A 24,292-nucleotide genomic window follows, 5' to 3' on the forward strand; every position below is an offset into this window, starting at 1 on the left:
GTCGTTCGCACGCCCCTGTCGCCGGAAGGCAGTTGGCGGCAGGATCGGAGGGAAGCACGATGCGAAGGGGGCTGACAGGATGGGGTGGGACGCGGAGCCGGTGGGGCGGGCCGGGACGCTGCACGGACGGTTCGAGGAGCAGGCCCGGCACTCGCCGGGCGCGATCGCCGTCCGGTGCGGCCCCCGGGAGCTGACGTACGGTGAGCTGGACGCGCGGGCGGACCGGTTGGCCCGGTACCTCGCGGCACAGGGGCTGGCCCCGGGCGGCCGGGCGGCCGTGGCACTGGGCCGGGGCACCGAGGTGTTCGTCGCGCTGCTCGCGGTGCTGAAGGCGGGTGGCGCGTACGTACCGCTGGAACCGGGCGCGCCCGACCCGCTGCTGCGCCACGTGCTGGCGGACGCCGATCCGGCGCTGGTGGTGACCGAGGAGGCCCACCGGGTGCGGCTGACCGACGCCAGCGGGCGGACGGTGGTCTGCGTGGACTCGGCGGCGGAGACGGTGGCGGCACTGCCCGCCGGACCGCCCGAGGCGTCCACCGGGCCGGAGGACCTCGCCTGCGTCTTCTTCACCTCCGGCTCCACCGGACTGCCCCGGGGCGCGCTGATCGAACACCGCAACCTGCTGGCCGCCCACCGGGGCTGGCACGAGGTGTACGGGCTCTCCCCCGCCGACCGGATCCTGCAGACGGCGAGCCTGGAGTTCGACGTCTTCACCGCCGACTGGGTCCGCGCGCTGTGCACCGGCGCCACCCTGGTGGTCGCACCGCGCAACCTCACCCTGGACCGCACCGCCGACATCGCCGACCTCCCGGCGCTGGTGGCCGCCGAGCGGATCACCGTCCTGGAGCTGAACGTCCGCACCGCGCGCCGCCTGCGCGACCACCTGGCGGCCACCGGCGGCTCGCTGCCGGGTGTACGGCTGCTGACCGTGGGCGCGGAGAAGTGGTACCTGGACGAGCAGCTGAGCCTCCAGCAGCTGCTCGGCAGAGCCGGCGGCGGGCGTGTTGTGGGTGGCGCCGGCAGCGGGAGTGCTGCGGGTGGCGCCGGCGGCAGGGGCGGCGAGGGTGGTGCGGGCGGCGGGGGCGGCACCGCGGGCCTGCTCAAGCACGGCCCGGTGGACGGGGCCGCGGACGGCACGGAGGACGGGGCCGGGGGCGGTGGCACGCGGGTGCTCAACGTGTACGGGCTCGCCGAGGCGTCCGTGGACAGCACCTGGTTCGACGCCGCCGGCTCGGCGGGCGGCGAACTCAGCGAACGCGTCTCGCTGGTCGGCACGCCCTTCCCCGGCACCCGCGTCTACGTGCTCGGCCCGGACGGCACCCCGCTGCCGCACGGGGAGGTCGGCGAGATCGCCGTCGCCGGCCCGGGCCTGGGCCGCGGCTACCTGAACCGCCCCGAGGAGACGGCCCGGCGCTTCGTCCGGGCGGTGTTCGACCCCGACGGCCGCGTCCTGCTCACCGGAGACCTCGGGCGGGTCCGCGAGGACGACGTCCTGGAGTTCACCGCCCGGGCCGAGGGCGTGGTCGGACCCACCGACTCCGTGCAGGCCGCCGACGTGGTCGAGCGGGTCACCAGGGCCGCTCACGCCGAGGGCGTGCTGCGCGCTCACCCGGCGGTGCGGGAGGCCGCCGTCGCCGAGGTCGAGCCGGAGCCGGGGCGGCGCGTCCTGGTCGGTTACGCGGTGGCGGCGCCGAACGCCGACGAGGTCGACGCCTGGTCGCTCTCCGCCCACCTGTCCGAGCGGCTGCCGGCCGGGGCCGCGCCGGCCGCCGTGGTGCCGCTGCCCGCGCTCCCCCGCACCCGGGCCGGCAAGCCGGACCGCGCCGCCCTGCCGCTGCCGGCCCCGCGCGACTACTTCGCGTCCAACGGGCCGGGGGCCCCGAGGGGCGGTAAGGGCGGCAGGGGCGGAAAGGGTGGCGGGGGCGGGGGCGGCGGCAAGGCGGGGGGCCGGCGGCCGAGCGACGACCCGGCGGCCAAGCTCGGCTGCGGCTGGATCGCGCTCGCCCTGCCCTTCGCCTTCGTCGCCTGGCTGCTCACCGACACCCTCTGGCCGGGATCCACCGACGTCTCGGCGGTACCCGACCCCTATTCCGGCTGGTTCCGCATCCTGTACGTCTTCGAGTACCTCTCCTTCGGCCTGGGCGTGGCCTTTCTCATGGCCGGCCCCGCGGTCATCGCCAGGTTCAACCGGCCGGTCGGGCTCTCCATCGCCACCACGGTGTCGGTCTTCTGGCTGCTCGCCGCCTGGTGGCCCCAGGACAACCTCTACCGGACCAGCTCGCCGACGGACTGGCCCCGGCAGGCGGTCCTGGTATACGCGTTCAACATCGCGCTGATGGTCGCCGCCGCGATCGTGGTGCGCTTCCTGGCCTGGAGGTCGCCGGCCGAGCGGAGGTGACGGCCCGCCGGGCAGAGGTGACGGCCCGCCGGGCGGAGGTGCTGGTCCGCGGGGCGTCAGGAGGCGAGGCGGCGAGAGGGCTCGCGGCGCGGCGAGCCGGCGGCCGGGCCCGCGGCGACGCAAGCCGACGGGCGGGCCCGCGGCGAGGCGCCGCGGGCTCAGCGCAGGGCCTCGAACATCCGGCCCAGCGCCTGGTTGGCCGCCCCGACCAGGGCCTCGGCCGCGTCCAACGCCTCGACCGCACCGGACGCCCAGGCGTCCGGTGCGTCACCGCGCGCGGCGAGCGCCAGGCCGACGGCCGGTTCCGGGTCGTATCCGGCCGTCACCACCAGCGGCAGCAGGGTGACGCCGAGCGCGGCGCAGCGCGGGCGCAACCGGTCCAGGTGGTCGTGGAGCGCCTGCTGGGAGAGCCGGGCGCCGAGCGGCATCGCGTCCAGGGTGCGGACCACGTGCCCCGGACCGCGGACCTGGTCCAGCCGAGCCTGCAGCACGAAGGCGATCGCGGGCCCGGTCAGCCGCAGGTTGGTCTCGGTGGGCGCGAGCCTCCGCTCCCGGTCGGTGACGAAGTCGACGTCGTACCAGCCGCGGTGACCCTCCGCCGCGAGGCGCTCGCCGACCGCGCGTCCGAACCTGCGGGCGGTCGCCGCCGCACTCGGCGGCACCACGCCCGGGCCGACCGTCACCCCCTGGTACCGGGTGCCGTCCACCGCCATCGCGCCGACGCCGACCGGGTGGACGGTCCCGTCCTCGCCGATCACCGCGTCGAAGGTGAGGTCGCGCAGACGGTCCGCCCGGCCGCCGTCGATGTACTCCTCCAGTAGCAGCCCTCCGCCGGGCGGCAGCACCTCCTCCCGGGCCAGGCGGCGCAGCAGGGCCCGCGCGCCGCCGGCCGCGAACAGCTGCTGCGGGGTCACCACGACGGTGCCGTAACCGCCGACGCCGTGCGGGCTCTTGACCACCGTGGTCTGGCCACGGCCCGCCCGGGCGGTGAGTCGGCGGGCGGTCCGGCGGGGCGAGTCCGGCTGCTCCTGCCGTGGCACGACGATCCCCGGGTGGTCCGGGGCCAGCCCGGCGAAGAGCCGGTGCGAGGCCGCCTTGGACTCGTACCGCCGCACCGCCGCGAGTTCGGGCCCCTCCCCCTCGGGCCCCTCCCCCTGCGCGGGCGTCCGCCCCCATGCCAGCACCGGTTCGGGACCTCCGGCGATCCGCGCCGCCAGCGCCGGCCGGGCGGCCAGCGCCCGGGCGAGCGTCTCCCCCGGCGCGACCCCGCTGTACAGCTCGACCGGCCCCCAGTCCAACTCCCTTGCCAGCCAGTCGATCCAGTCCCGCTCGACCTCGCCGGGCAGCACCACCAGCGCCGGCTCGGGGCTGTAGCAGGTGGCCATGCCCGCGTAGTGGTGCGCCTGCCGCAACCGTCGTGCCCGCTGCGCGCCGTCCATCCCCGCCGCGAAGAACTGCTCGTTGAAGTCGGCCACGTTGCCCAGGTGCACGGCCCGCCGCCCACCCGTCCAGGCCCCCACCCATCCGTCCATCCGGCGAGCCTACGGTTTCGCGGCCCCGGGGTCGGCCGGGTCCGTCACATTCGGAGCCGGAGGAGGCCGGCGTCGGTGCTGCGGAAGCCGCAGGCGTCCAGGTAGAAGGCGCGCAGGTGGGGCTCGAAGTCGACGTGCAGCCATTCGCAGCCGGCCGCGCGGGCGCCGTCGGCGGCGACGGCGACCAGGCCTGTGCCGACCCCGGTGTGGCGGGCGGCGGTGGCGACGACGGTGTCGAGCAGGAAGGCATGGGCGCCGCCGTCCCAGGCAACGTTGACGAAACCGGTCAGCGGGGCGACGGCCGGCGCAGTGCCGGTTGACGCGGTGCCGGTCGGCGCGGTGCCGGTCGACGGAGCGAAAGCCGTCCGGCCATCGGTCAGGGAAGTGGCCGTCAGCGGGTCGGCGGCCAACGGGCGGGCGCAGACCCAGCCGAGGCTGTGCCGCTCCACCCGGGCGCGCCAGCCGACCGACCGGCGGGGGTGACCGAAGCCTTCGGCGTGCAGGGCGTCGAGTTCGTCGTCGGTGAAGGCGTCGCGCCAGGTGTAGCGGGTCGTCATGGAGCTGCTCCCAGAAAGGTGTTCGCATTCGATCAAATTTGATCAGTACAGGACACAACTTGGTCAAGATCTGACTCAATGTCTAGCCGAGATTGGCAGCGCACCGTCAATCTCAGAGCTCGCGGCCGCGTCCGCAGCTCCTTCCCTGCAGCTACCCCGACTGGAGTCAGAGTGAGCCCCACCTCCTCTCACCGCCGCCGCCACCTCGCGGCCGGAGCCATAGCGGCCACCGCCGCCCTCGTCGCCGCCACCTTCCAGGCCGGTACGGCGTCCGCCGCCCCCGCCGGCCGTGACGCGGCGATCGCCCAGGCCAAGGCCAACGTCGCCCACAACGCCGGTGTCTTCGGCTTCGGTGACGGCCAGGACCTCCAGGTCAAGGACGTCATCATCGACGCCGACGGCACCCAGCACGTCCGCTTCGACCGCACCTACCGCGGACTGCCCGTCGTCGGCGGCGACCTGGTGGTCCACCAGGACGCACGCGGCCGGCTCAAGGACTCCTCCCGCGCGGCGGCCCACGACGCCACCGTGAAGTCCACCGTCCCGAAGGTCCCGGCGCAGGCGAGCGCGAGCCAGGCGCTCCAGGCCGCGCCGACCATCGATGCCGCCACCAGCTCGCCCGAGCTGGTCGTCTGGGCCGCCGACGGCACGCCCCGGCTCGCCTGGAAGACCACCGTCGCCGGCGTCGGCGAGCACGGCCAGCCGGCCGGCAAGGTCGTCGTCACCGACGCCACCACCGGCGAGCAGATCGAGTCCTACGACTCCGAGCACCAGGCCAGCGGTACCGGCCACTCCGAGTACACCGGTGACATCACCATCGACACCACCCCGCAGAACGGCGGCTACGCGCTGATCGACCCGCTGCGCGGGACCATCACCAAGGACGCCCACAACGTCTCGTCCAACTCGCTCAACGCGAGCTCCGGGACGCTCTTCACCGACGCGGACAACGTGTGGGGTGACGGCAAGAAGTTCTCCGGCGACCGCGCCACCGCCGCCGTCGACGCCCACGCCAACACCGCCTGGACGTACGACTACTACAAGAACACCTTCGGCCGTAACGGCATCAAGAACGACGGCAAGGGCGCCACCGTCTTCGTCCACGTCGGCACCAACTGGGACAACGCCCAGTGGTCCGACAGCTGCTTCTGCATGATGACCGGCGACGGCGACGGCACCACCGACCCGGAGCAGGTCGACCTCGACACCATGGGCCACGAGATGACCCACGGCGTCACCAGCGCCACCGCCAACCTGCGCTACAGCGGCGAGTCCGGCGGCCTCAACGAGTCCACCAGCGACATCTTCGGGACGATGGTGGAGTGGTACGCCAACAACTCGGTGGACACCCCCGACTACCTGTTCAGCGACCAGTCCACCCCGCCGTGGCTGCGCCGGATGGACAAGCCCTCCCTGGACGGCCGGTCCGCCGACTGCTGGAGCCGCAAGGTCGGCCAGCTCGACGTGCACAACTCCTCGGGCGTCGGCAACCACTGGTTCTACCTGGCCAGTGAGGGCAGCGGCACCAAGACCGTCAACGGCTTCACCTACAACAGCCCCACCTGCAACGGCTCGACGGTGACCGGCATCGGCAACCAGAAGGTCGCCAAGATCTGGTACCGCGCGCTGACCGTCTACATGACGTCCACCACGGACTACAAGGGCGCGCGCGTCGCGTCCCTGAACGCCGCGAAGGACCTCTACGGTCTCAACAGCACCGAGTACAAGGCGGTCGCGGCCGCGTGGAGCGCCGTCTCCGTCGCCTGATCCGTCCCGCCCACGTGACCCTGCAGACGTGACCCTGCGCGGGTGATGGTTCGCGGGTGATGGTTCGCGGGTAGTGCCTCGTTCATCAGCCTCTCGCGTCATCCTGGTCGCGTGACCTTCACGACTGTGGGCCCGCCATTTACGGCGGGCCCACAGCCATGTCCGGGGCCCGGTGGCGGGCGAGGGTCGCGGGGCTCGGGACCTCGGGGCTCGGGGCTCGGGCGAAGGGAGGCGGGCGCACCAACCGGCCGCCGTAGGGGAAGCCGCTGCCCGCGTCCTGCCGGGCCGTTCGCCGACGACGACACGGACCGCTTCACGATCGGCGTCCTCGGCCGGGCCGGGGCGTTCCTGCTGGGCCGGCGGGCGGACGAGCTCTCGCGAACCACTGGCCGAAGGTGACCGACCCGGCCGACCCCACCGCCACCCGGCTCACCGCCCTGCCCAAGTACGTCGCCTCGAACACGCTGACCGACCCGCACTGGGCGCTCACCCAGGTGCCGGCCGGCGACACCCTGGGCGAGGTCGCGCCCTCCGGGAGTGGCTGCCTGACATGCCCGACGGCGAGCCGCAGATCCACGGCGGTGGCGCACTGACGCGGTCGCTGACGGACCACGACCTGATCGACGAGTGCCACCTGCTCGTGTACCCGGTGGTCCTGGGCCGGGGCCAACGCCTCTTCCCGGCGGGCGGGTTGCCGACCTCGTTCGAGCTGACCGGCTCCCTCACGTCGAGTGGCAGAATCGCCGTCCACACCTACCGGCCCACGGAGCGGCCCGCCTTCGGGCCCTTCGCGCCGGAGCAGTAACGGGCAGGTGTGAAACGCCCGCCGGCCCGCCCCCGCCCGCCCCGTCGGCCCCGTTGGCCCCGTCGGCCGCCGTGAGAGGATCACTCGGCGGCGTGCGCCGTCCCCGACCCGGAAGGTGACCATGTTCGCGATACCCCTGAGCGAGGACGGCAGCACACTGTGCCCGCTGGAGCCGTGGCAGGCCGAGGAGTTCCTCGCCCATGTGGACCGGGGGCGGGAGTTCATCGGGCGGTTCAACGGCCTGCCCGACGTCGTCACGGACCTGGAGTCGAGCCGCACGCTCCTCCAGACCTACGCGGACCGGACCGCGGCCGACAGCGGGCGACTCTTCGGGATCCGGACGGCCGAGGGTCTGCTGGTCGGCGCGGTGCTGTTCCGGCGCTTCGAGACCGGCTCGGGCATCGCCGAGGCGGGCTGCTGGTTGGAGCCCGCGGCGGTGGGCCGGGGCCTGGTGACCCGGGCCGTCCGCGCGATCATCGACTGGGCCGTCGAGGAGCGCGGCATCCACCGCGTGGAGTGGTGGGTCTCGGCCGGGAACGAGCCGAGCATCGCCGTCGCCCGCCGGCTCGGGATGACGAAGGAAGCCGTCATGCGCGAGAGCTACCTGTACCGGGGCACTCGGCACGACGAAGAGGTCTGGTCGGTGCTGGCCCCGGAGTGGCGGGCGGCCAAGCAGACGTCCTGACCACCGACGGCGCAGCCCGAGCACGGTTGCGCGGGCGCCGGAAACAGAGGGGCCGAGGGGGCTGAGGGGCGGGCGACGCTCCTGCTGGGAGGCAGGGCGGCTGGGAGACTGTGCGACTGTCGACAGGAATATGCAGACCGGTCTACTGTTTCCGCATGGGAGTCAAGGGTGAGGAGACCCGCGCCCGGCTGATCGCCGGAACGCGCAGTCTGATCGAGGCGCAGGGCTACTTCGGCACTGGCCTGAACCAGATCGTGGCGGAGAGCGGCGCACCACGCGGCTCGCTCTACTTCCACTTCCCCGAAGGCAAGGACCAGTTGGTCGCCGCCGCCCTCCGCCAGGCCGGCCAGGAGATCGAGGAACTCCTCAAGGCCCTGGCCCGCAAGGGCGCGGACGCCACCACGATCGTCGGACAGCTCACCGAGGCCTTCACGGCCCGTCTGGAGGACTCCGACTACACCAAGGGCTGCCCGATCGCGACCGTCGGCCTGGAAGTGGCCGGCACCAACGAGGCCCTGCGCAGCGTCTGCGCCGAGGTCTACGCGAGCTGGCAGGCCGTCCTCACCGAACGCCTGACGGCCGACGGCTTCGAACAGGACGAGGCCGCGACCGCGTCCGGCCAGGCCCTCGCCCTCCTGGAGGGTGCCGTCCTGCTCGCCCGCGTCCGCCGTGACCGGCACCCCCTCAACGACGCGCACCACGCCGTCCGGCACCTCCTCGTCACGCGCCGGGACCAGACGTCGAGCCGGTCGACCCACCGCTGACGGCAGAGCGCACTCGGGGCCGGTCGTCCCGGGAACCCCGGCGTGCGCCGAGCCGGCCACGCTCGCGCTTTCCCGGGGTCGTCCCGCCGGCACGGCTGGCCGACTCGTGCGACGCAACGGCCCAGTCGTGGGTTCCGACACCGGCTGGTGGCTACAGCCCCTGAAACAACGGCGGCTTCAGCATCAACCGCGGCGGCACCAACCGTGCCCCGACCAGCGCTCGGAGGAGCCCGTGGGAGCGGCTACGCACTGCGCGTGCCCTGCCCGGGCCGGCGGCCGTCGACCGGGCGACGCCGCGGCCGGCCACCCCGTCGGGGCGCAGGCCCAACGGATCAAGACCGAAGTGATCGGCCGGCTCGTACCGTAGGGGCACCAATCGCCCGCTGCCTGGCACCCGCGTGGAGCCGGCCGAGTACGGGGGCGAGCATGCAGTCATACTCGGCCTGCACGTCGTCGGCGACGCCGACCGGGTGCCACTCGTCGAGCGGGTGCTGCGGGCCGTTCTCAGGGGAGGCGGTCCAGGGGTGCACCGCCCAGGGCTGCCACCCCGGATCGGCCGCTCCCGGTCCGGACTCCGCGGTGCGTCGCGTGGCCTTGCGAACCGTGTTTCCCCGAGGGCCGTGCCAGCCTCGGCGACCGTGAGAACCGCGGTGGCAGAGAGAGGCGGTGGCAGAGAGAGACGCGGTGGCGAGAGAGCCGTGGTGGCAGTGAGCACCGTGGTGGCCGTGATGTTCCCGACCGGGCCATAGGTCCGCTCTATGGGGTCATCGCTCCCTGGCCCCTACAGCGCTGCGGGTGGAGCGGGTTTGAATCAAGCACCCGCCCGTCTGCCAGAAGGAACGCACCGCCCATGACCCGCCCGATCCGTATCGCGATCGTCGGAGCCGGCCCCGCCGGCATCTACGCCGCGGACGCCCTTCTCAAGTCCGACGCAGCCCGGGAGCCCGGGGTCTCGATCGACCTGTTCGAACGGATGCCCGCCCCGTTCGGACTGATCCGCTACGGCGTGGCGCCCGACCATCCGCGGATCAAGGGCATCGTCACCGCGCTGCACCAGGTGCTGGACAAGCCCCAGATCCGGCTCTTCGGCAACATCGACTACCCCGGCGACCTCGGCCTGGACGACCTGCACCGCTTCTACGACGCCACCGTCTTCGCCACCGGCGCGACGGCCGACCGCGCGCTCGACATACCCGGCGTCGACCTGGACGGTTCGTACGGCGCCGCCGACTTCGTCTCCTGGTACGACGGGCACCCCGACGTCCCCCGCACCTGGCCGTTGGAGGCCGAGAAGGTCGCCGTGCTCGGCGCGGGCAACGTCGCCCTGGACGTCGCCCGGATCCTCGCCAAGACCGCCGACGAGCTTCTGCCCACCGAGATCCCCCCGAACGTCCACGCCGGGCTGAAGCGGAACAGGGCGCTGGAGGTCCACGTCTTCGGCCGCCGCGGGCCGGCCCAGGCCAAGTTCAGCCCGATGGAGCTGCGCGAACTCGACCACTCACCGAACATCGAGGTGATCGTCGCCCCCGAGGACATCGAGTACGACGACGGGTCGATCGCCGAGCGGCGGGCCGCCAAGCACGTCGACATGGTCGCCTCCACGCTGGAGAACTGGGCGATCCGCGACGTCGGCGACCGCCCCCACCGGATCTACCTGCACTTCTTCGAGTCCCCGGTCGAGGTGACCGGCGAGGACGGCCGGGTGAGCGGCCTGCGCACCGAGCGCACCGAACTCGACGGCACCGGGAACGTCCGCGGCACCGGCCGCTTCACCGACTGGGACGTGCAGGCCGTCTACCGGGCGATCGGCTACTACTCCGACGAACTGCCCAAGCTGCCCTTCGACCCCGTCTCCGGCACCGTCCCCAACGAGGCCGGCCGCGTCCTGGCCGGCGACGGCTCGCACCAGGCGGCCACGTACGTCACGGGCTGGATCAAGCGCGGCCCGGTCGGCCTGATCGGCCACACCAAGGGCGACGCCAACGAGACCGTCGGCTGCCTGCTCGCCGACCACTCCGCCGGACGCCTGCCCGGAGCCACCGAGCCCGACCCGGACGCCGTCGTCACCCACCTGCGCGACCGGGGCGTCCGGTACACGACGTGGGAGGGCTGGCACCGGCTCGACGCCCACGAGCGGGCCCTCGGCGAGGCGGAGGGGCGGGAGCGGGTGAAGGTCGTGGAGCGCGAGGAAATGCTCCGGCGCAGCAGCGCCTGAGTGCAGCTCCCAGAACGGCACCGGCGAGAAGCCGTTGCACGTGGGCGTCGGGTGGGCCTCCCCGAGGACGGGGAGGCCCACCCGCCGTTCACGTGGAACAGCGGGACGGGCGCCCCTCCGGGGCGGACTACCCTACTTTACGTCGGTGCCCATGGTACCCATACAACCGACTCCCCGGCGGCGGTATCTTCGCCTGCGTACACCGCTGATCCCGTCGACGCACGGGGCAGGGGTTCTTTGTCGCGCAAAAAATATACAGACCGGTCTATAGAAACTCTCTCGGCGCTGCACGCCGACACCCCGCCAGCCCGGAACCCCAGCAACCCGGCAACCCGGCAGCCGGAACCTCAGGCCCCCGAAACCCGCACTCACAACCAGCGCCACGCCCGCACCAGACCCCCGCCCCCAGGCCCCGCATCCTCACGTCCCCATGGCCAAAAAATATGCAGACCGGTCTACATAAGTAGACCGATCTACAGAGAAGGAGTCCGCCCATGAACGTCACACCCCCGATCGCACCCACAGCTGCCCTGACTCCCCCGGACTCGGTCCCCCTGCCCCCGCGCACCCTCGTCCTCGGCGCGACCGGCTTCCTCGGCCGCTGGCTCGTCCTCGAACTCCTCGGACGGGGCGAGCCGGTGGCCGCCGCCGTCCGGGGCGGGCGCGGGACCGCACGCGAACACGAGCTGCGCAGCTGGCTCCGCGCCCACGGGGCCGACGACACCGCGCTGACCACTGTCGCCGTCGACCTCACCCGGCCCGGGCTGGGCCTGTCGCCCGAGGACGACGCCCGCCTCGAAAACGTCCGCGACGTGCACAACCTCGCCGCCCTCTACCGCTTCGGCCTGTCCCGCGCCGAGGCGCACGCCGCCAACGTCGCCGGTGCGCTGCACGCCCTGGACTGGGCCGCCGGCCGCCCTCACCTGCGGCGGCTGGTCCACCTCTCCGGCTACCGGGTCGGCCGGGACGCCACGCCTCGTCACCCGCTGCCCGACGCCGAGGCCGACGCCCTCTACGCCCGGCTCGGCGCGTACGAGGCGTCCAAGCAGCTGGGCGACGCCGCCGTCCGGGTCACGGCCGCCCGGCTCGGGGTGCCGCTCACCACGGTGAACCCGAGCAGCGTGGTGGGGCACTCGGTCACCGGTGAGGCCGGACAGTACCTCGGCCTGGCCGACCTCGTCCGCCAACTCTGGTACGGGCGGCTGCCGTTGCTTCCCGGTTCGGCGCGCACCTTCCTGCCGGTGGTCGCGGTCGACCACCTGGCACGCTTCCTCGCGGCCGTTCCCGGGTACGACACCGGTCCCGCCCACGCACACACCGTGCTCGACCCGGCCACGCCGCCCCTGCCGGAACTGATCGCCCTGCTGGCCGAGCACCTCGGCGTTCCCGCGCCCCGGCGGCTGATCCCCGTCGGCCTGGTCCGCCGGCTGCCCCGCGCGCTGACCGGCGCCGACCCGGAGACGCTCACGTTCCTCTCCGAGGACACCTACGACACCGCCTCCGCCGACCGGCTGGCCCACGCCGTCGGCCTCCACCACCCGCCGGTCGCCAAGCTGTTGCGCCGCTGGGCCACCCGGCTGGTCACCGACGGCTTCGGCGCCCCGCCGTCGGGCGGGGCGCTCCCGGGAAGGTTCACCAACGCCGCCGGTGGGCGGAGTTACCTGGTCGGCGACGGCGAGGCCCCGCGCTTCGTCCTGCTGCACGGCCCGGGCTCGGACGCGGACGTGTGGCGTGCGGTGACCGAACGGCTGGACGCGCCCGCGTTGGCGGCCGACCTGCCCGGCCTGGGCCGCTCCTCCCCCGCGTCCGTCCCGGACGACCACTGGCTGGCCGAACTGCTGGCGCCGGTCCGCACGCGCCCCGTCCTGGTCGCCCACTCCGCCTCCGCCACAACGGCGTTGCGCCACGCGGCCGCACACCCTGACACCGTGGCCGGCGTCGTCCTGGTCGCGCCGTCCTTCGTCGGGCCACACACCGGAGGGCCGCACACCGGAGGGCCGGCCATCGACGAGCCGGCCACCACGTCGACGCCGCCCGCGTCCCATCGCCCCGGCGCCGCCAGGCGCGCCGCTCGCCGGCTGCGCCGGGCCGGGCGTCCGGCCGAACAGGCCGAGGCCGCTGCCCTGATGCGGGCGTGCCCGGTGCCGGTCACCGTGATCCCGGGCGTCCCGGAGACTGCCGCGCCGCCCACCACGACCCGGCCGGCCGGCTCTCTCCCGCTCCCTTATGCCGCCGAACTCGCCGACGACATCCGTGCTTCCACGGCGAACTGGTGAAGCCCGAAGAGGCCCGGGTCGCACCCGTGCGCCGGCCGGGACGGCAATGGGGACCGGCCACCGGATCGGGCCAGCGGGTCGGGCCACCGGGTCGAGCCCTCCCGGCCGGCCCGTGGACGGGCGAACGAGGAGGTGCAGCCGCCTGCTGCTTCCCCCGCCCCGGTTCGGGTGAGGCTGAGCGAGAGCCCGGGGCCGGGGTACGGCGGGACGCACCGGACCGGCCCCACTGCCGCACGGGCGACCGTGGACGGCGAGGCAGTCTCGGCGCGCACTCGAAAGGCGTCGCACTGGTCGTTTCAAGGTGAGGCTTGCCCTGCCTCGACGCCGAATGGGGCACCTGTCCACCCGGAGCGGGAGTCCTATGCTCGCGGAGACGGAGAACCGGGTGAGAGGTGGGGGCGCGGTGGATCGAGTGTCTGAGAGTCGTCCGAGGAGCGTGCTCTCGGAGGCGGAGGTTCTGTCCTTCGAGCGTGAGTACGGGGTGACCCTCCCTAAGGACTACCGAACCTTCTTGACGACCATCGGCAACGGCGGCCCGGGGCCTTACCACGGAATTTGGCCGCTGAGCAGGTCGTACGGCCCCAGGGACGAGGCCTGGTGGCCCGGGTACCTTGCGACACCGTTCCCATTCACGCGGGCGGTGGGTCCGGACGACCTCGAAGACGACTACGACGAGGACGGGATCGTTCCGGGGTCAATGATCATCTCGGACATGGGGTGCGGCACGTTCGTCCGGCTGGTGGTCACCGGAGCCGTCAGCGGTCAGGTCTGGTTCGACACCCTTGGGATAGAGGACAGGCTGGCCCCTGGCCCGGCCTTCGGGGATTGGTATCGGGCGTGGGCGACCAGTGGGAACCAAGCTGATGCGATGTGAACACGTAGCCCGCCCCGGGTGACGGTAGCGCCGCAGGCGCAGGCGGCAGCAACGGGGCTACTCGCTCCCACAGGTCATTCGGAACAAGATCAGCACGCACGCGGACACCCTGCTGACCAAGATCACTGAGCGAAAGACCTGGGGCTCAGCCATTGTGAAACGACCAGTCAGTCCGCGATCAGTTGTGTCATCGCGCGCATTGGTGCGGGCCAAAACGGTGTCGGTGGGGCAAGCGTGACCGCTGGTGGACTCCTGTGGGGCCACCAGCTGGTCCTCAGGGCCTGGTGGGAGGTGCGTGGGGAAACGTTGTTCGACGCTCGCGTCGTGATCGCGACGATGGCGCAGGACGTCAAGGACGAGTTCCGCCGCGATGACGTGCCCCGGAACCGCTTCCTGCTGGGCAACAGCCCGACTGAGGAGCTTGCCGCGAAACAGCCCTCGGACGTCCGCGTACCGGCCGCGCTCGCCTGGCTCTGTCCCTCGGAAGGCCCCGTCCCGGACGACCTGCGCTCCGTGCTCGACGCCCTGGTCACCGACGACCTGCCCCGCGCCCTCGACCACGTGCCGTGGATCCGGCACGTCGACGAATGGACGGTCTCGCCGACACCCTCGACCAGATCACTGAGGGCATCGCGTACTGGATCGTGGTGAGTTGCCCAGGTAGGCGGCGACAGAACGAGCAGTCGGTCGTCCCAAGCGGGTGGGACCGGCTCAGTCGCTCAGGTGGCTCAGAAGCGTGTCGCCCGACGGATAGGGGCGTTCGACGGGAAGGAGTTGCCGGGCGGCTTCCAGAGCCCCGTCCCTCACATGGGCATGGATGGCATGCGCGAGTGCGGTGACGTCGTTGATCGAGACGATCCAGTCCTCCGCGTAACGCTCAGCGGCCTCGTCGGCGAGGCCGAGTTGAAGAGAGCGGTGAGGAAGCGGCCGTAGGTGCAGATCGCGTTCGGGATCCCACTGCACTCGGGCCGGGGCTCGCTTCAACTGGCGCTTCCAGGTGGCGCGGTCGGTGTGCAGTCCGTGTTCGTAGTGGGCCAGACAGGCGTTTGCCAGGGCCCATTCGAAGCCCGCACGGGTGATTTCGATCGCGAGGACGGTCTCCTGGCCTTCCTTGCTCGCCCATCCGCAGCGGTACATCATCCAGAGGAACGACGGTTTGATCCACGTCATCCGGTCCCTCTTCCAGGCCGCCGGAAAGCGACCGTCCTGTGCAGCGGGCAGGCCTATTTCCGGAGCGTATGCCTGGTAGACGGTCACCGTGGAGGCCGTGTGGAGGGCGCGGATCTGATGCTTGAGTTCTGGCACGGTGACCAGGGTCGGGGTTGGGTGCGCGTGACACCATCGAATTACCAGCCTGGATCATCAGGCTGGGATTGGCTGCGCTACCCCGGTGTACCTGCGGGCTGGTGCCGCGCTCACGCGCCAGGTCAGGAAGGTGCTCGCGCGGGCAAGGCAGCTCTCCGGGGTCCCATCGGACCCTTCTCCGGGATCGTCCGGCGCGAGCGGCCCACGGACACAGATGGTCAGGAGATCACGATCCCTGTGCCGGCCGACGGCGCCGCCCCTCGGGGGTGAAGGTGAAGCTCGCGGCGAACGGAGCGTCACCACGTCGGACGGCCAGGAGCAGTGGTTGCTCGTGGGCCGGTGGCCAGGAGGAGTCGGCACCCGGGTCGGTGCCGTTCCAGAGGTGGAAGAACAGCATGGGTGCGGAGGGGTCCGTGGTCACGTAGCCAAGTGTCTTCCCGTAATAGGGGTTGGTGCTGCCGAACAGGACCGACGGCGGGCCGAACGCCGAGGTGACGTCGGCCCACACCCGGTCGTGGGTGGCCCACGAGTCGATCGTGGCGAGCATCGAGTCGTACTCGGCCGCGTCCAGTAGCCGGTCGGCCTCGAGCCATCCCTGTCGGTGTGCGAACTCCGCGTAGACGGAGGCGACGCTTGTGCCGTGATCAGCTGGAAGGAAGTCCTCGAACGCGCCCTTCACGCCGATCGGTGTCCACGCCTTGCGCTGCTCCAGGGCACGCTGCTCGTCCTCCCATGCTCCCTGCCGACGTTCAGCGAACAGGAGGTGGTCCAGCATCAACCGGATGGCGTGCTCCCCGCCCCACATTCCCGGCCGACGGAGGGCGTCGTTGAGTCTGGTGACGAGATAGGTGTGGATCTCGTCCGAGGACGCGAGCGTGTCGGCGGCAGGCATGCTGTCAGTCTCTCCCACAGCCTTTCCGGAGCGGTGAGAACGTCCTCGTTCATGGGCAACCCGGCGGCGGCGTGGCGAAGCATGGGTGGTGGTGGAGCCGCTGCTGACCGGTGACAGGCCCACCATGCCCCGCTTCGCGGCCCCAGCGATCAAGCCCTCCCACAGGTTGACCACGACTCGGCACGCGCCCTGCGACGGCCGTGGGACCACCGTGGGCGGAGTGCCCTCCGGGCGCCGACGTGCGTGGTGGCAGACTCGGGACCATGAATTCCTCCGTACCCGAGCCGGACCGGCAACTCTCCGATCCGAGCGTGCTGTTGCTGGACTATCTCGACTACTACCGGTCCGTGATCGGCGCCAAGATCGAGGGAATGTCCGACGCAGAGCTGCGCGTCAGCCGGCTCCCCTCCGGGTGGACCCTGCTCGAACTGCTGAAGCACCTCGTACACATGGAGCAGCGCTGGCTGCGCTGGGGCTTCCGGGCCGAGCAGGTCGCCGCACCGTGGGGCGACCGCGGCCCGGCGGACCGCTGGCACGTCGGTCCGCAGGAGACGGCCGCCGACCTGCTCGCCGCGCTGCACGCGGGTGGTGAGTACACCCGAGCCATCGCGTCGGGCACGCCGCTGTCCACGATCGCCGCAGCCGGCGGCCGCTTCCCAGACGACGGCACCCCGCGGCCCAGCCTGGGCTGGATCCTGTTCCACGTCCTGCAGGAGTACGCCCGTCACGCGGGCCACCTGGACATCGTCCGGGAGCTCACCGACGGCGTCACCGGCCCATAGCCACCGGCTGCCGTGCGGGGCCGACAGCGCCTCGCCCCGCACAGCAGCCGGTGTCGGACCGTCAGCGTTCGCCGCGCGCCCGGCCACGGAGCAAACGGTTGGTTCCGTCCCCGAACTGCCGTTCCCCGGAGCACGGGGCGTTGACGAGCTCCTTGAGCAGGTCAGGAACAGGCGACCGGCGCCGGTACGAACGCGGGCCGGCCGGCCTGTGGACCGGGCCGCGTATCCTCGACCCCGTGCCCCGCCATCCGAAGACGCCCCGCCGGCTGGTCACCGACGGGCGCACGTACCTATGGACGCTCCGCCACCGCCACTCCTCACCGGACGGCGGCCGGTCCGCGGACTGCCGCGAGACGCTGACGCTGTACCCGCAGCCCGCCGGCACCGGCGGTGCGCTGCGCATCGTCTTCGCCGACGGCCCGGGGCGGTACGTCCCCGGCGGGTTCCCCATGGGCTCCGGGGACGTGGGGTACGTCCGGGGCGGCTCTCTGAACCTGCACGAACCGGGCGCCGTCCGGGCCCTGCTCGACGCGGCCCTGGCCGGCGGGTGGCAGCCGGGAGAGCAGGGGGCGGTGGAGGTCGACGGCTGGCCCCTGCTGGAGGCGGCAGCCGCTGCGCGAGCTGCGGCCATCGGCCCCGCAGGCCCGTAGACGCGGACGCCCGGACGCCCGCAGGCCCGCAGGCCCGCAGGCCGGGGAGGCGGCCCCGAGGACCTCACTGATCCGCGCTTCCGCACGGCCGCACGACTGCCCGGCCGCCCGGTTGCCCGGCCGCCCGGCCGCCCGCCCGCGATCGGACGCCGGTGGAACCGGCCGGACTCCGCCGAGGCGGAACGTTCCCGGCGAGCGCCGACAGTGGTCGGCACCGGCGGTCACGGGCCGCGGTGGAAACGGCCGGCCGCGGACGGTGACCCCGGCGCCCGGCCGCGACCCCCGCCACGACCGCCCTACGCCCGCGCCGCACCAAACCGCGCCGCACCAAGCCACGCCACACCCCGCCCCGCCACCCGCACACCCTGCGACGGCCCCCGCTACGGCCGCGGCCCGCCCGCCGACTCGAAGGCGAGCACCGCCCAGCTCACACCCGCGCGGTCGTGCAGGTCGTGCCGTTCGGTGCGGACCAGCAGGTCCAGCCCGCGGGCCCGGGCCTGCGCGATCGTCTCCTCGGCCGGGACGTCGAACATCCGGCGGCCCGGCGGGACGGGGCCGTAGCGCAGCGAGAGGATGACCCGGCCACCGGGGGCGAGCAGCCGGGCGAGGGCGTCCATCGCCAACGGGCGTTCGTCCTCGGCCAGATGCATCCAGACGGCGGCGAGCAGGATCAGGTCGTAGCGCTCCCCCGCCGTGCCGAGGCGGGCCACCGAGGGCAGTGCGTCGTCGACCCAGCGGATGCCGCTGCCCGCGTGGATGCGCTCGCCGGCCCGGCGCAGCTCCGCCGTCGGTTCGGCGGCGACGACACGGTGGCCGCGCGCGGCCAGGGCGGCGGCGTCCCGGCCGGTGCCGGCGCCGATGTCGAGGACGTCGGAGGGCTGCCCGGGGATCAGGTGCAGCACCTCGCGGTGGACCTCCTCAAACGTCACTTCCTCGTACTGCAGCACGAGTTGGTCTGCCGCCTCGCCATAACCTGCGTTGCTCGCCCGTCCGTCCACTGCTCCCCCTGGTCCGTCCGCGTGCCGCGGTCAGGCCGGATCGCCCGCCACGGTGAGAACGATCTTCCCCCGGTTGCCGCGCCTTTCCAACTGCCGGTGGGCGTCGGCCGCCTGCTCCAGCGGGAAGACGGACTCCACGGGGACCCGGAACGCCCCGGCGGCGACGCGGGCGGCGATCTCCCGCAGATCGGGGCGCGGGTCGTAGCCGTGGTCCAGCAGGTTGGTGATCTGGAAGCCGTGGATGGACACGTTCTTCGGGTAGAAGTGCCGGGTGTCGATGGTGCTGGGCTCCAGGGCGACGTTCGCGAGCGCGACGACGCGTCCGGCCTGTCCGGCCTGGCGCAGGCTCTGCCCGAACACCCGCCCGCCGACGGTGTCGAGGACCACGTGGGCGCCGCGGCCGCCAGTCAGCCGGAGCACCTCGTCGACGGCGGCGTCCTCCGGGTGGACGGAGGTGTCGACGGTCGCCCCGGCGCCGAAGCCGGCCGCCCATCCGGCCTTCTCCGCCGAGCCGGCCACGGCGATGACGCGCGCGCCGGCCTCCGCGGCGATCTGCACGGCCGCACTGCCGACCCCGCTCGCCGCCGCCTGCACCACCACCGTCTCCCCCGCCGCCACCCGGGCCAGCCGGTGCAGGCAGTACCAGGCGGTCAGCCAGGCCGACGGGAGGGCGGCGGCCGCGAGCAGGCCGACGCCGTCGGGCAGGGGCGTGACCCGGCCGGCCGGGACGACCGCGAGTTCGGCGTAGAAGCCGGAGCCGGCCGCGGCGCCCATCGCCAGGACGGGCTGCCCCGGCTCCAGGCCGGTCACCCCCTCGCCCAGGGCCGCGACGGTGCCGGCCGCCTCGATGCCGGGGATCAGCGGCGGCCGTCCGGCGCGGTGGTAGACGCCCGAGCGGACCAGCGCGTCGGCCCGGTTGACGCCTGCTGCGGCGACCCGTACCAGCACCTCGCCGGGGCCGGGCACCGGATCCGGGAGGTCCGCCGGGAGGAGGACCTCGGGGCCGCCGAACCGGTCGATCCGTACTGCGCGCATGCTTCCGTACCCGCTCTCGTTGGTGACGCCGGATGACACCGGATGAACAGGTGTCACCTTGCGACACCGGATGAAGTGGTGTCAAGGGCGGTCCCGGGCGTAGGCTCACCTCCATGCCGCGCAGCACCCACGCCACCGACCCGCAGCTCGCGTTCCCGTTCATCGGCGGACGCCCCTGCCTGAACTTCGTCGCGACCCTCGGCCGCCGCCACGCCACCCCCGTCGAGCGCCTGCCCGACCCGGACGCCCTGACCCGCTGGTTCACCGAGGCCGGTCTGCACCCCGACGGCGCTGCCGCCGAGGCCACGGACCGCGACCTCGCGCAGGCACGCCGGCTGCGCGAGGCCCTGTACCGGCTGCTGCGCGCAGCGATGACCGGCCACCCCCCGGCCGCGGACGACCTCGCCGAGGCCAACACGGCCGCCGCCGCCCCCGACCTCGCCCCCCAACTCGCCCCGGCGGACGGCGGACTCCGCCTGCACTGGCACACCGGGGCTCCCGCGGGCGGCGTCCGGGCCGCCCTCTCCGCGGTGGCGCGTGACGCCGTCCTGCTGGCCGGCGGCCCGCTGCTCGGGCGGGTCAAGGAGTGCGAGAACCCGGACTGCTCGCTGCTCTTCCTCGACGACTCCCAGGCCCGCCGGCGCCGCTGGTGCTCGATGGAGCGCTGCGGCAACCTCGCCAAGGTCGCCGGCTACCGCGCCCGGACCCGCCCCTGAGAGGGCCCCGGACGGCCTTGAGAGGGTCCCGGGACGGCCCTGAGACACCCCCGGACGGACGGCCCCGCGGCAGAACACCCGCCCCACGGACACCGCCCCCGACCGAAGCGCTCGTCAGGGACCCGTCGGCGGGCGGGTGAGGGCCCGGCCGTCGGGATCGAGTCGTCGAGCCCCGGCCGTCGGGGTCAGGCCTCGCCGGGGTGCCAGGCGGGCCACTCCCAGGGGCGGTCGGCCCAGTGGATGCGGACGGGGTCGTGCGGATCGAGGTCGGGGAAGAGCTGGTGGACCCGTGGCTCGAACTCCTCGGGGGCCAGGGGCTCCCAGCCGTGGCCCTCGAAACGGACCAGGCGGTAGCGGCTGTCGGTGCGGAACTCGGCGACCTCGACCAGGGGCTTCGACGTGCTGTTCGACGTGCTGTTGGTTTCCATGCCCCCAGCATGTGGTGGACCCCGGGCCTCCGCACCCGGGGTACGGCAGGCAGGGTACCGGCGCGCGCGGACGGCCGGGCGCCGATCGGCGAGAGAACCCTCTTCCGGGTCATGTCCCGGCGTCCGCCAGCTCGTTGACCACGTCGAACGGGTCGCCGGAAGTCGGCGACGACCGGCAGGAGGAGACGGGTATGGGCGGTCAACCGGCGGCGGGACAGAGATCGGACAACCAACCGGCGGCGGGGCAGAGAACGGGCGGGCAGGCGGCGGGGCCACGGGCGGGCGGGGAGCCGGTCGGCGGCCGGCAGCCGGGCGGGCAGTGGCAGTGGCCGGCTCAGCGGTGGGAGCCGCCACCGGTGCCACCGCCACCCACCGGTGCGACGCCCGACTGGGCCGCCGTCCCCGCCTCGGCCGCGCCGGCCCCGGCGCGCAGGTCGCGACGGGTGTGGGCGGCGACGGCCGCCGGGACCGTCGGCGTCATGGCCGCCGTCCTGGCGATGTGCGGGCCCGGGTCGGGTGACGAGGGCACCGGGGTGGTGGCGTTCCCGTCGGCCGCGCCCTCCCCGTCGACGTCCTCGTCGGTGTCCTCGTCGGCGGAGGTGTCCGCCGCTCCCGCGTCGCCCCTCGAACCCTCGTTCCCCCTGTCGGCCGACCTGCTGGCGGTCCCGGACACGCCGCCCGCCGGCACCCCGGCCCCCTCGCCGGAGATCGTCCCGAGCCCCGCCCAGCAGGCCGGCGGCGACGGCGAGCCGGCCGGGCCCGACCGCGCCGAGACCGGTAGCGCGGCGAGCGGCAGCGCCCGGCCCAGGCCCGGCCACACAGCACGCCCGGGCCCGCTCCGCCCGGCGGCCACCCACGCCGCGTCCGCCCCGGCCGCCGCTGTTCCGGCCCCCGCACCGGGCGGAGCGCCCCGACCTCCGGCGGCCGTCGACCCCAAATCCGTCTGCGACCAGGCCGAGCACTTCGGCCACTGGCCCGCCGGCTCGGACCAGGCCCGGCTCTGCCACAGCCTCTACGGCTGAGCCGACCGGGGGCGCCGGACGGAGCACAGGGCCGCACAGGGTCGCGCGACACCGCACGGGACCGCACGGGATCGCACGACGTCGGACCCGCCGGGCGCCGGACCCTGCACGCGGCTCCGTACGAGGGAGCCCCGGAACGGGGCCAGTGCCGGGACGGCCCCAGCACTGGCCCCGGCCTGGTCCCCCGGCACTGGCCCCCGACCTGGTCCCCCGAACACAGGTACCCGGCCTGGTCCCCCGACACTGGTCCCCGGCGCTCACCCCGCGCCCAGCAGCCCCCTGTCCAGCCGGGGCGCCAGCACCCGCGCCAGCGTGTCGGTGATGTGCCCGGTGTCCCGGTAGAGCACCACGCCCTCCAGGACCGCCGGGCAGTCCGGGCCGGTGCCGGGGCAGAGCAGCGGGCCGAGGTCGAGGACGCGGACGCCGTAGCGGCCCGCGAGGCCGCCGTCGGTCAGCGGGTCCCGCTCGAAGGCCGACTCGCGGGGGAAGAAGCAGGCGTCCGAGCGGCCGTCGGAGGCCGCCAGGCAGGTCGGGATGTCCTTGCCCGGCATCGGCGTGTCCGCGAGGTAGGCGAGCGGCGCGCCGACGGCGGAGAGCCGGTCGAGGGTGCGGGTCCAGCCCTCCGTGCGCTCCTCCTGGCTGCCGTACCGGTTGAGGCCGGCCATCAGGATCAGCCGGGGCCTGGGGCCGGTGGCGAGACGGGTGAGGGTGTTCTCGCGCCAGCGGTCGCACTCGTCGAAGGTGCGGCCGAGGACGTTGTTCCGCACGGTCAGGGTGGCCAGCGGGCAGCCGGGCTTGACCAGCACCTCCAGCGCCCAGTGCCGCTGCCCGGCCAGTTCCAGCGCGGCCGAGATCCACTGGCCGGCGTGCGAGTCGCCGACGAGCACGATCCGGTCGGGGCTGGTCTCCGCGCCGAACAGGCAGCGCGGGCTGCTCTCGGCGCCGAGCGGGATCTCGCACCCCTTGCCGGGCGGGAAGTCCTCCCGTGCCCGGGCGAGCGAGGGTGTGAGGGTGAGGACTCGGGTGCCGGGGGCGAGCAGCGCGGGCCCGTCCACCGCGCCCGCCGGGACCACCACGGGCAGGTCGGCCTTGCCGACGGCCCGGACGGTGCCACCGCCGAGGGTCAGCCCGGCGATCAGCGGGATGACCAGCGCGCTGGCGCCGACCGCGAGGCCCCGGCGGGGCGCCGGGCTGCTGCCGTACCGCAGCGGCTGCTCGACCAGCCGCAGGGTGAGCCAGGCGGGCAGGGCGGAGGCCGCGGTGAGGGCGGCCAGCGTGGTCCACGGCAGGGCGCCGTAGCGGGCCTGGGCGATGGTCAGCACCGGCCAGTGCCAGAGGTACCACGCGTACGAGAGGCGGCCGGCGGCGCGCAGCGGCCGGGTGGCGAGCAGCCGCCCGGCGTCGGTCGGGCCGAGGGCGCGGTGCGCCGGTCCGGCGAGCAGGACGGCCGCGGTGCCGAGCACGGGCAGCAGGGCGGCGCTGCCGGGGAACGGCGTGTTGCGGTCGTACCGGAAGACCGCGAGGACGACGGCCGCCGCGCCGGCCCACCCGAGCAGCCGCAGCGCCCGGTCCGCGCCCCGGGCGGCCCGGCCCGCTCGGGGCAGCCATCCGGCGATGGCCGTCCCGAGCAGGGCGGCGCAGGCGCCGGTGGCGAACTCCCAGAGCCGGCTGGCGGTGGAGAAGTAGCCGAGCGGTGCGGAGTCGGCCGTCCAGCGGATGCAGAGTGCCAGGGAGACGCCGCCGATCACGGTGGTCGCGAGGGCGATCGCGGCGGTGCGGCGGCGGCCCGCGAGGTGGCGGGCGAGGCCGAGCAGCAGCATGCCCCAGAGCAGGTAGAACTGGTTCTCCACGCCCAGGGACCAGAAGTGCTGGAGCGGGCTCGGGTCGCGTTCGGCGGCGAGGTAGTCGGTCTGCCGGCCGACGAACCGCCAGTTGGCGAACTGGCCGGCGGAGGCGATCAGGTCGCGCGCCAGGTCGGTGCCGCGCAGCGGGTCGAGCAGTGCTCCGCCCGCGAGCGCGGTGGCGACCAGGACGACGGCGGCGGCGGGCAGGATGCGGCGGGCCCGGCGGGCGGCGAAGTCCCGCAGGCCGATCGGGCGGCCCAACAGCAGGCCGGTGATCAGGAATCCGGAGATGACGAAGAAGACGTCGACGCCGACGTAGCCGCCGGTGAACGCGGGGACCGCGGCGTGGAACGCGAGGACGGCGAGCACGGCGACGCCGCGCAGCCCCTCGATGTCGGGCCGGAACGCGGCCGGCCGGCGGGGCGCCTCGGCGGCGTCCTCGCCCGTCCGCCCGGCCGGTGCGCCGGCTTGCCTCGGCGCCAACCCGGCGCCGGGGGCGGGACGGTGGGATGGTTCGACCAGGATGTCGGGTGTTCCCGGACCGGTCGCGGGATCGGCTCGGACGGCGCTCGACGGTTCGACGGGCGGGCGTCCGGCACTCGGTGGTTCGGCCGTGGGCACGGCGGTGCTCCTTGCATGACTGGCAGCGGTGTTCGGGGCCACCGGGCCGATGGGGCGGCCGGGCGGCGGGTCCGCGCCGGTGGGGCGACGCGCAAGGGGTGCGGGAGGGTACTCGGGGAGCGGGAA

General features: G+C 74.0%; 23 protein-coding genes and 1 pseudogene. 14 read left to right on the top strand and 10 right to left on the bottom strand.

Annotated elements, in window-relative coordinates; all coding sequences use genetic code 11:
• The first annotated feature begins 79 nt into the window (after positions 1 to 79).
• Entirely contained in the window at positions 80 to 2,398 is a 2,319-nt protein-coding gene (locus ACFC1F_RS23355; RefSeq protein WP_376160936.1) for an AMP-binding protein, read from the top strand.
• 158 nt (positions 2,399 to 2,556) lie between these two features.
• On the opposite strand, the gene ACFC1F_RS23360 is transcribed toward ACFC1F_RS23355, so the two are convergent.
• The gene (locus ACFC1F_RS23360; protein WP_376160938.1) at positions 2,557 to 3,930 is read right to left on the bottom strand and encodes a hypothetical protein; all 1,374 of its coding nucleotides are present in this window, start codon (positions 3,928 to 3,930) and stop codon (positions 2,557 to 2,559) included.
• A gap of 44 nt (positions 3,931 to 3,974) precedes the next feature.
• Entirely contained in the window at positions 3,975 to 4,487 is a 513-nt protein-coding gene (locus tag ACFC1F_RS23365) for a GNAT family N-acetyltransferase (protein WP_376160940.1), read from the bottom strand.
• A gap of 171 nt (positions 4,488 to 4,658) precedes the next feature.
• Between ACFC1F_RS23365 and ACFC1F_RS23370 the strand changes: the two genes are divergently transcribed.
• From ACFC1F_RS23370 to ACFC1F_RS23405, 8 genes are all read left to right on the top strand, one after another.
• Positions 4,659 to 6,254, top strand: a complete 1,596-nt coding sequence (locus tag ACFC1F_RS23370) for a M4 family metallopeptidase (RefSeq protein WP_376160942.1) — start codon at positions 4,659 to 4,661, stop codon at positions 6,252 to 6,254.
• Between the two features lie 395 nt (positions 6,255 to 6,649).
• Entirely contained in the window at positions 6,650 to 6,847 is a 198-nt protein-coding gene (locus ACFC1F_RS23375) for a hypothetical protein (protein WP_376160944.1), read from the top strand.
• Entirely contained in the window at positions 6,805 to 7,059 is a 255-nt protein-coding gene (locus tag ACFC1F_RS23380; protein WP_376160946.1) for a dihydrofolate reductase family protein, read from the top strand. Before ACFC1F_RS23375 ends, ACFC1F_RS23380 begins: the two co-directional genes overlap by 43 nt.
• Before the next feature lie 121 nt (positions 7,060 to 7,180).
• On the top strand, positions 7,181 to 7,744 hold the full coding sequence (locus tag ACFC1F_RS23385; protein ID WP_376160948.1) for a GNAT family N-acetyltransferase: 564 nt from the start codon (positions 7,181 to 7,183) through the stop codon (positions 7,742 to 7,744).
• A 155-nt stretch (positions 7,745 to 7,899) separates the two neighbouring features.
• A complete protein-coding gene (locus tag ACFC1F_RS23390; protein ID WP_376160950.1) occupies positions 7,900 to 8,508 on the top strand; it encodes a TetR/AcrR family transcriptional regulator in 609 nt (202 codons plus the stop codon).
• 850 nt (positions 8,509 to 9,358) lie between these two features.
• Entirely contained in the window at positions 9,359 to 10,723 is a 1,365-nt protein-coding gene (locus ACFC1F_RS23395) for an FAD-dependent oxidoreductase (RefSeq protein ID WP_376160952.1), read from the top strand.
• Between the two features lie 494 nt (positions 10,724 to 11,217).
• Positions 11,218 to 12,999, top strand: a complete 1,782-nt coding sequence (locus ACFC1F_RS23400; RefSeq protein ID WP_376160954.1) for an alpha/beta fold hydrolase — start codon at positions 11,218 to 11,220, stop codon at positions 12,997 to 12,999.
• A gap of 361 nt (positions 13,000 to 13,360) precedes the next feature.
• Positions 13,361 to 13,873: an SMI1/KNR4 family protein gene (locus tag ACFC1F_RS23405; protein WP_376160956.1), complete on the top strand. Its 513-nt coding sequence runs from the start codon at positions 13,361 to 13,363 to the stop codon at positions 13,871 to 13,873.
• On the opposite strand, the pseudogene ACFC1F_RS23410 reads toward ACFC1F_RS23405, so the two are convergent.
• A pseudogene (locus tag ACFC1F_RS23410) lies at positions 13,856 to 13,973 on the bottom strand (IS5/IS1182 family transposase); the annotation flags it as partial. The gene ACFC1F_RS23405 and the pseudogene ACFC1F_RS23410 overlap by 18 nt on opposite strands.
• A gap of 224 nt (positions 13,974 to 14,197) precedes the next feature.
• Here ACFC1F_RS23410 and ACFC1F_RS23415 point away from each other — a divergent pair.
• On the top strand, positions 14,198 to 14,524 hold the full coding sequence (locus ACFC1F_RS23415) for a hypothetical protein (protein WP_376160958.1): 327 nt from the start codon (positions 14,198 to 14,200) through the stop codon (positions 14,522 to 14,524).
• 60 nt (positions 14,525 to 14,584) lie between these two features.
• Here ACFC1F_RS23415 and ACFC1F_RS23420 read toward each other — a convergent pair whose 3' ends face one another.
• Together ACFC1F_RS23420 and ACFC1F_RS23425 are read right to left on the bottom strand one after the other, a co-directional pair.
• Positions 14,585 to 15,178: a DUF4291 domain-containing protein gene (locus ACFC1F_RS23420; protein WP_376160960.1), complete on the bottom strand. Its 594-nt coding sequence runs from the start codon at positions 15,176 to 15,178 to the stop codon at positions 14,585 to 14,587.
• A 226-nt stretch (positions 15,179 to 15,404) separates the two neighbouring features.
• A complete protein-coding gene (locus tag ACFC1F_RS23425) occupies positions 15,405 to 16,070 on the bottom strand; it encodes a hypothetical protein (RefSeq protein WP_376160961.1) in 666 nt (221 codons plus the stop codon).
• Positions 16,071 to 16,333: 263 nt separating this feature from the next.
• On the opposite strand from ACFC1F_RS23425, the gene ACFC1F_RS23430 reads away from it, so the two are divergent.
• Together ACFC1F_RS23430 and ACFC1F_RS23435 are read left to right on the top strand one after the other, a co-directional pair.
• Positions 16,334 to 16,852 (top strand): DinB family protein, encoded by a 519-nt coding sequence (locus ACFC1F_RS23430; RefSeq protein WP_376160963.1) that lies wholly within the window; start codon positions 16,334 to 16,336, stop codon positions 16,850 to 16,852.
• A gap of 236 nt (positions 16,853 to 17,088) precedes the next feature.
• Positions 17,089 to 17,502: a hypothetical protein gene (locus ACFC1F_RS23435; protein ID WP_376160965.1), complete on the top strand. Its 414-nt coding sequence runs from the start codon at positions 17,089 to 17,091 to the stop codon at positions 17,500 to 17,502.
• A gap of 380 nt (positions 17,503 to 17,882) precedes the next feature.
• On the opposite strand, the gene ACFC1F_RS23440 is transcribed toward ACFC1F_RS23435, so the two are convergent.
• A complete protein-coding gene (locus ACFC1F_RS23440) occupies positions 17,883 to 18,431 on the bottom strand; it encodes a class I SAM-dependent methyltransferase (RefSeq protein ID WP_376160967.1) in 549 nt (182 codons plus the stop codon).
• A gap of 99 nt (positions 18,432 to 18,530) precedes the next feature.
• On the bottom strand, positions 18,531 to 19,535 hold the full coding sequence (locus ACFC1F_RS23445) for a zinc-binding dehydrogenase (RefSeq protein WP_209415088.1): 1,005 nt from the start codon (positions 19,533 to 19,535) through the stop codon (positions 18,531 to 18,533).
• A gap of 113 nt (positions 19,536 to 19,648) precedes the next feature.
• Between ACFC1F_RS23445 and ACFC1F_RS23450 the strand changes: the two genes are divergently transcribed.
• Positions 19,649 to 20,251 carry a CGNR zinc finger domain-containing protein gene (locus ACFC1F_RS23450; RefSeq protein ID WP_376160969.1) on the top strand — a complete coding sequence of 201 codons (603 nt, stop codon included), beginning with the start codon at positions 19,649 to 19,651 and terminating at the stop codon, positions 20,249 to 20,251.
• Positions 20,252 to 20,436: 185 nt separating this feature from the next.
• Here the strand turns inward: ACFC1F_RS23450 and ACFC1F_RS23455 are convergent, their stop codons facing one another.
• Positions 20,437 to 20,679: a hypothetical protein gene (locus ACFC1F_RS23455; RefSeq protein WP_376160971.1), complete on the bottom strand. Its 243-nt coding sequence runs from the start codon at positions 20,677 to 20,679 to the stop codon at positions 20,437 to 20,439.
• 334 nt (positions 20,680 to 21,013) lie between these two features.
• Positions 21,014 to 21,160, bottom strand: a complete 147-nt coding sequence (locus tag ACFC1F_RS23460) for a hypothetical protein (RefSeq protein ID WP_376160973.1) — start codon at positions 21,158 to 21,160, stop codon at positions 21,014 to 21,016.
• Here ACFC1F_RS23460 and ACFC1F_RS23465 point away from each other — a divergent pair.
• Entirely contained in the window at positions 21,159 to 21,701 is a 543-nt protein-coding gene (locus tag ACFC1F_RS23465; protein ID WP_376160975.1) for a hypothetical protein, read from the top strand. The two genes, ACFC1F_RS23460 and ACFC1F_RS23465, sit on opposite strands and share 2 nt — an antisense overlap.
• A gap of 257 nt (positions 21,702 to 21,958) precedes the next feature.
• On the opposite strand, the gene ACFC1F_RS23470 is transcribed toward ACFC1F_RS23465, so the two are convergent.
• Positions 21,959 to 24,166, bottom strand: coding sequence for an acyltransferase family protein (locus ACFC1F_RS23470; RefSeq protein WP_376160977.1), 2,208 nt, complete (start codon positions 24,164 to 24,166; stop codon positions 21,959 to 21,961).
• Between the last annotated feature and the right edge of the window lie 126 nt (positions 24,167 to 24,292).

Origin of the sequence: Kitasatospora sp. NPDC056181, assembly GCF_042266225.1 — a bacterium.
In the GTDB taxonomy this organism is placed as follows: domain Bacteria; phylum Actinomycetota; class Actinomycetes; order Streptomycetales; family Streptomycetaceae; genus Kitasatospora.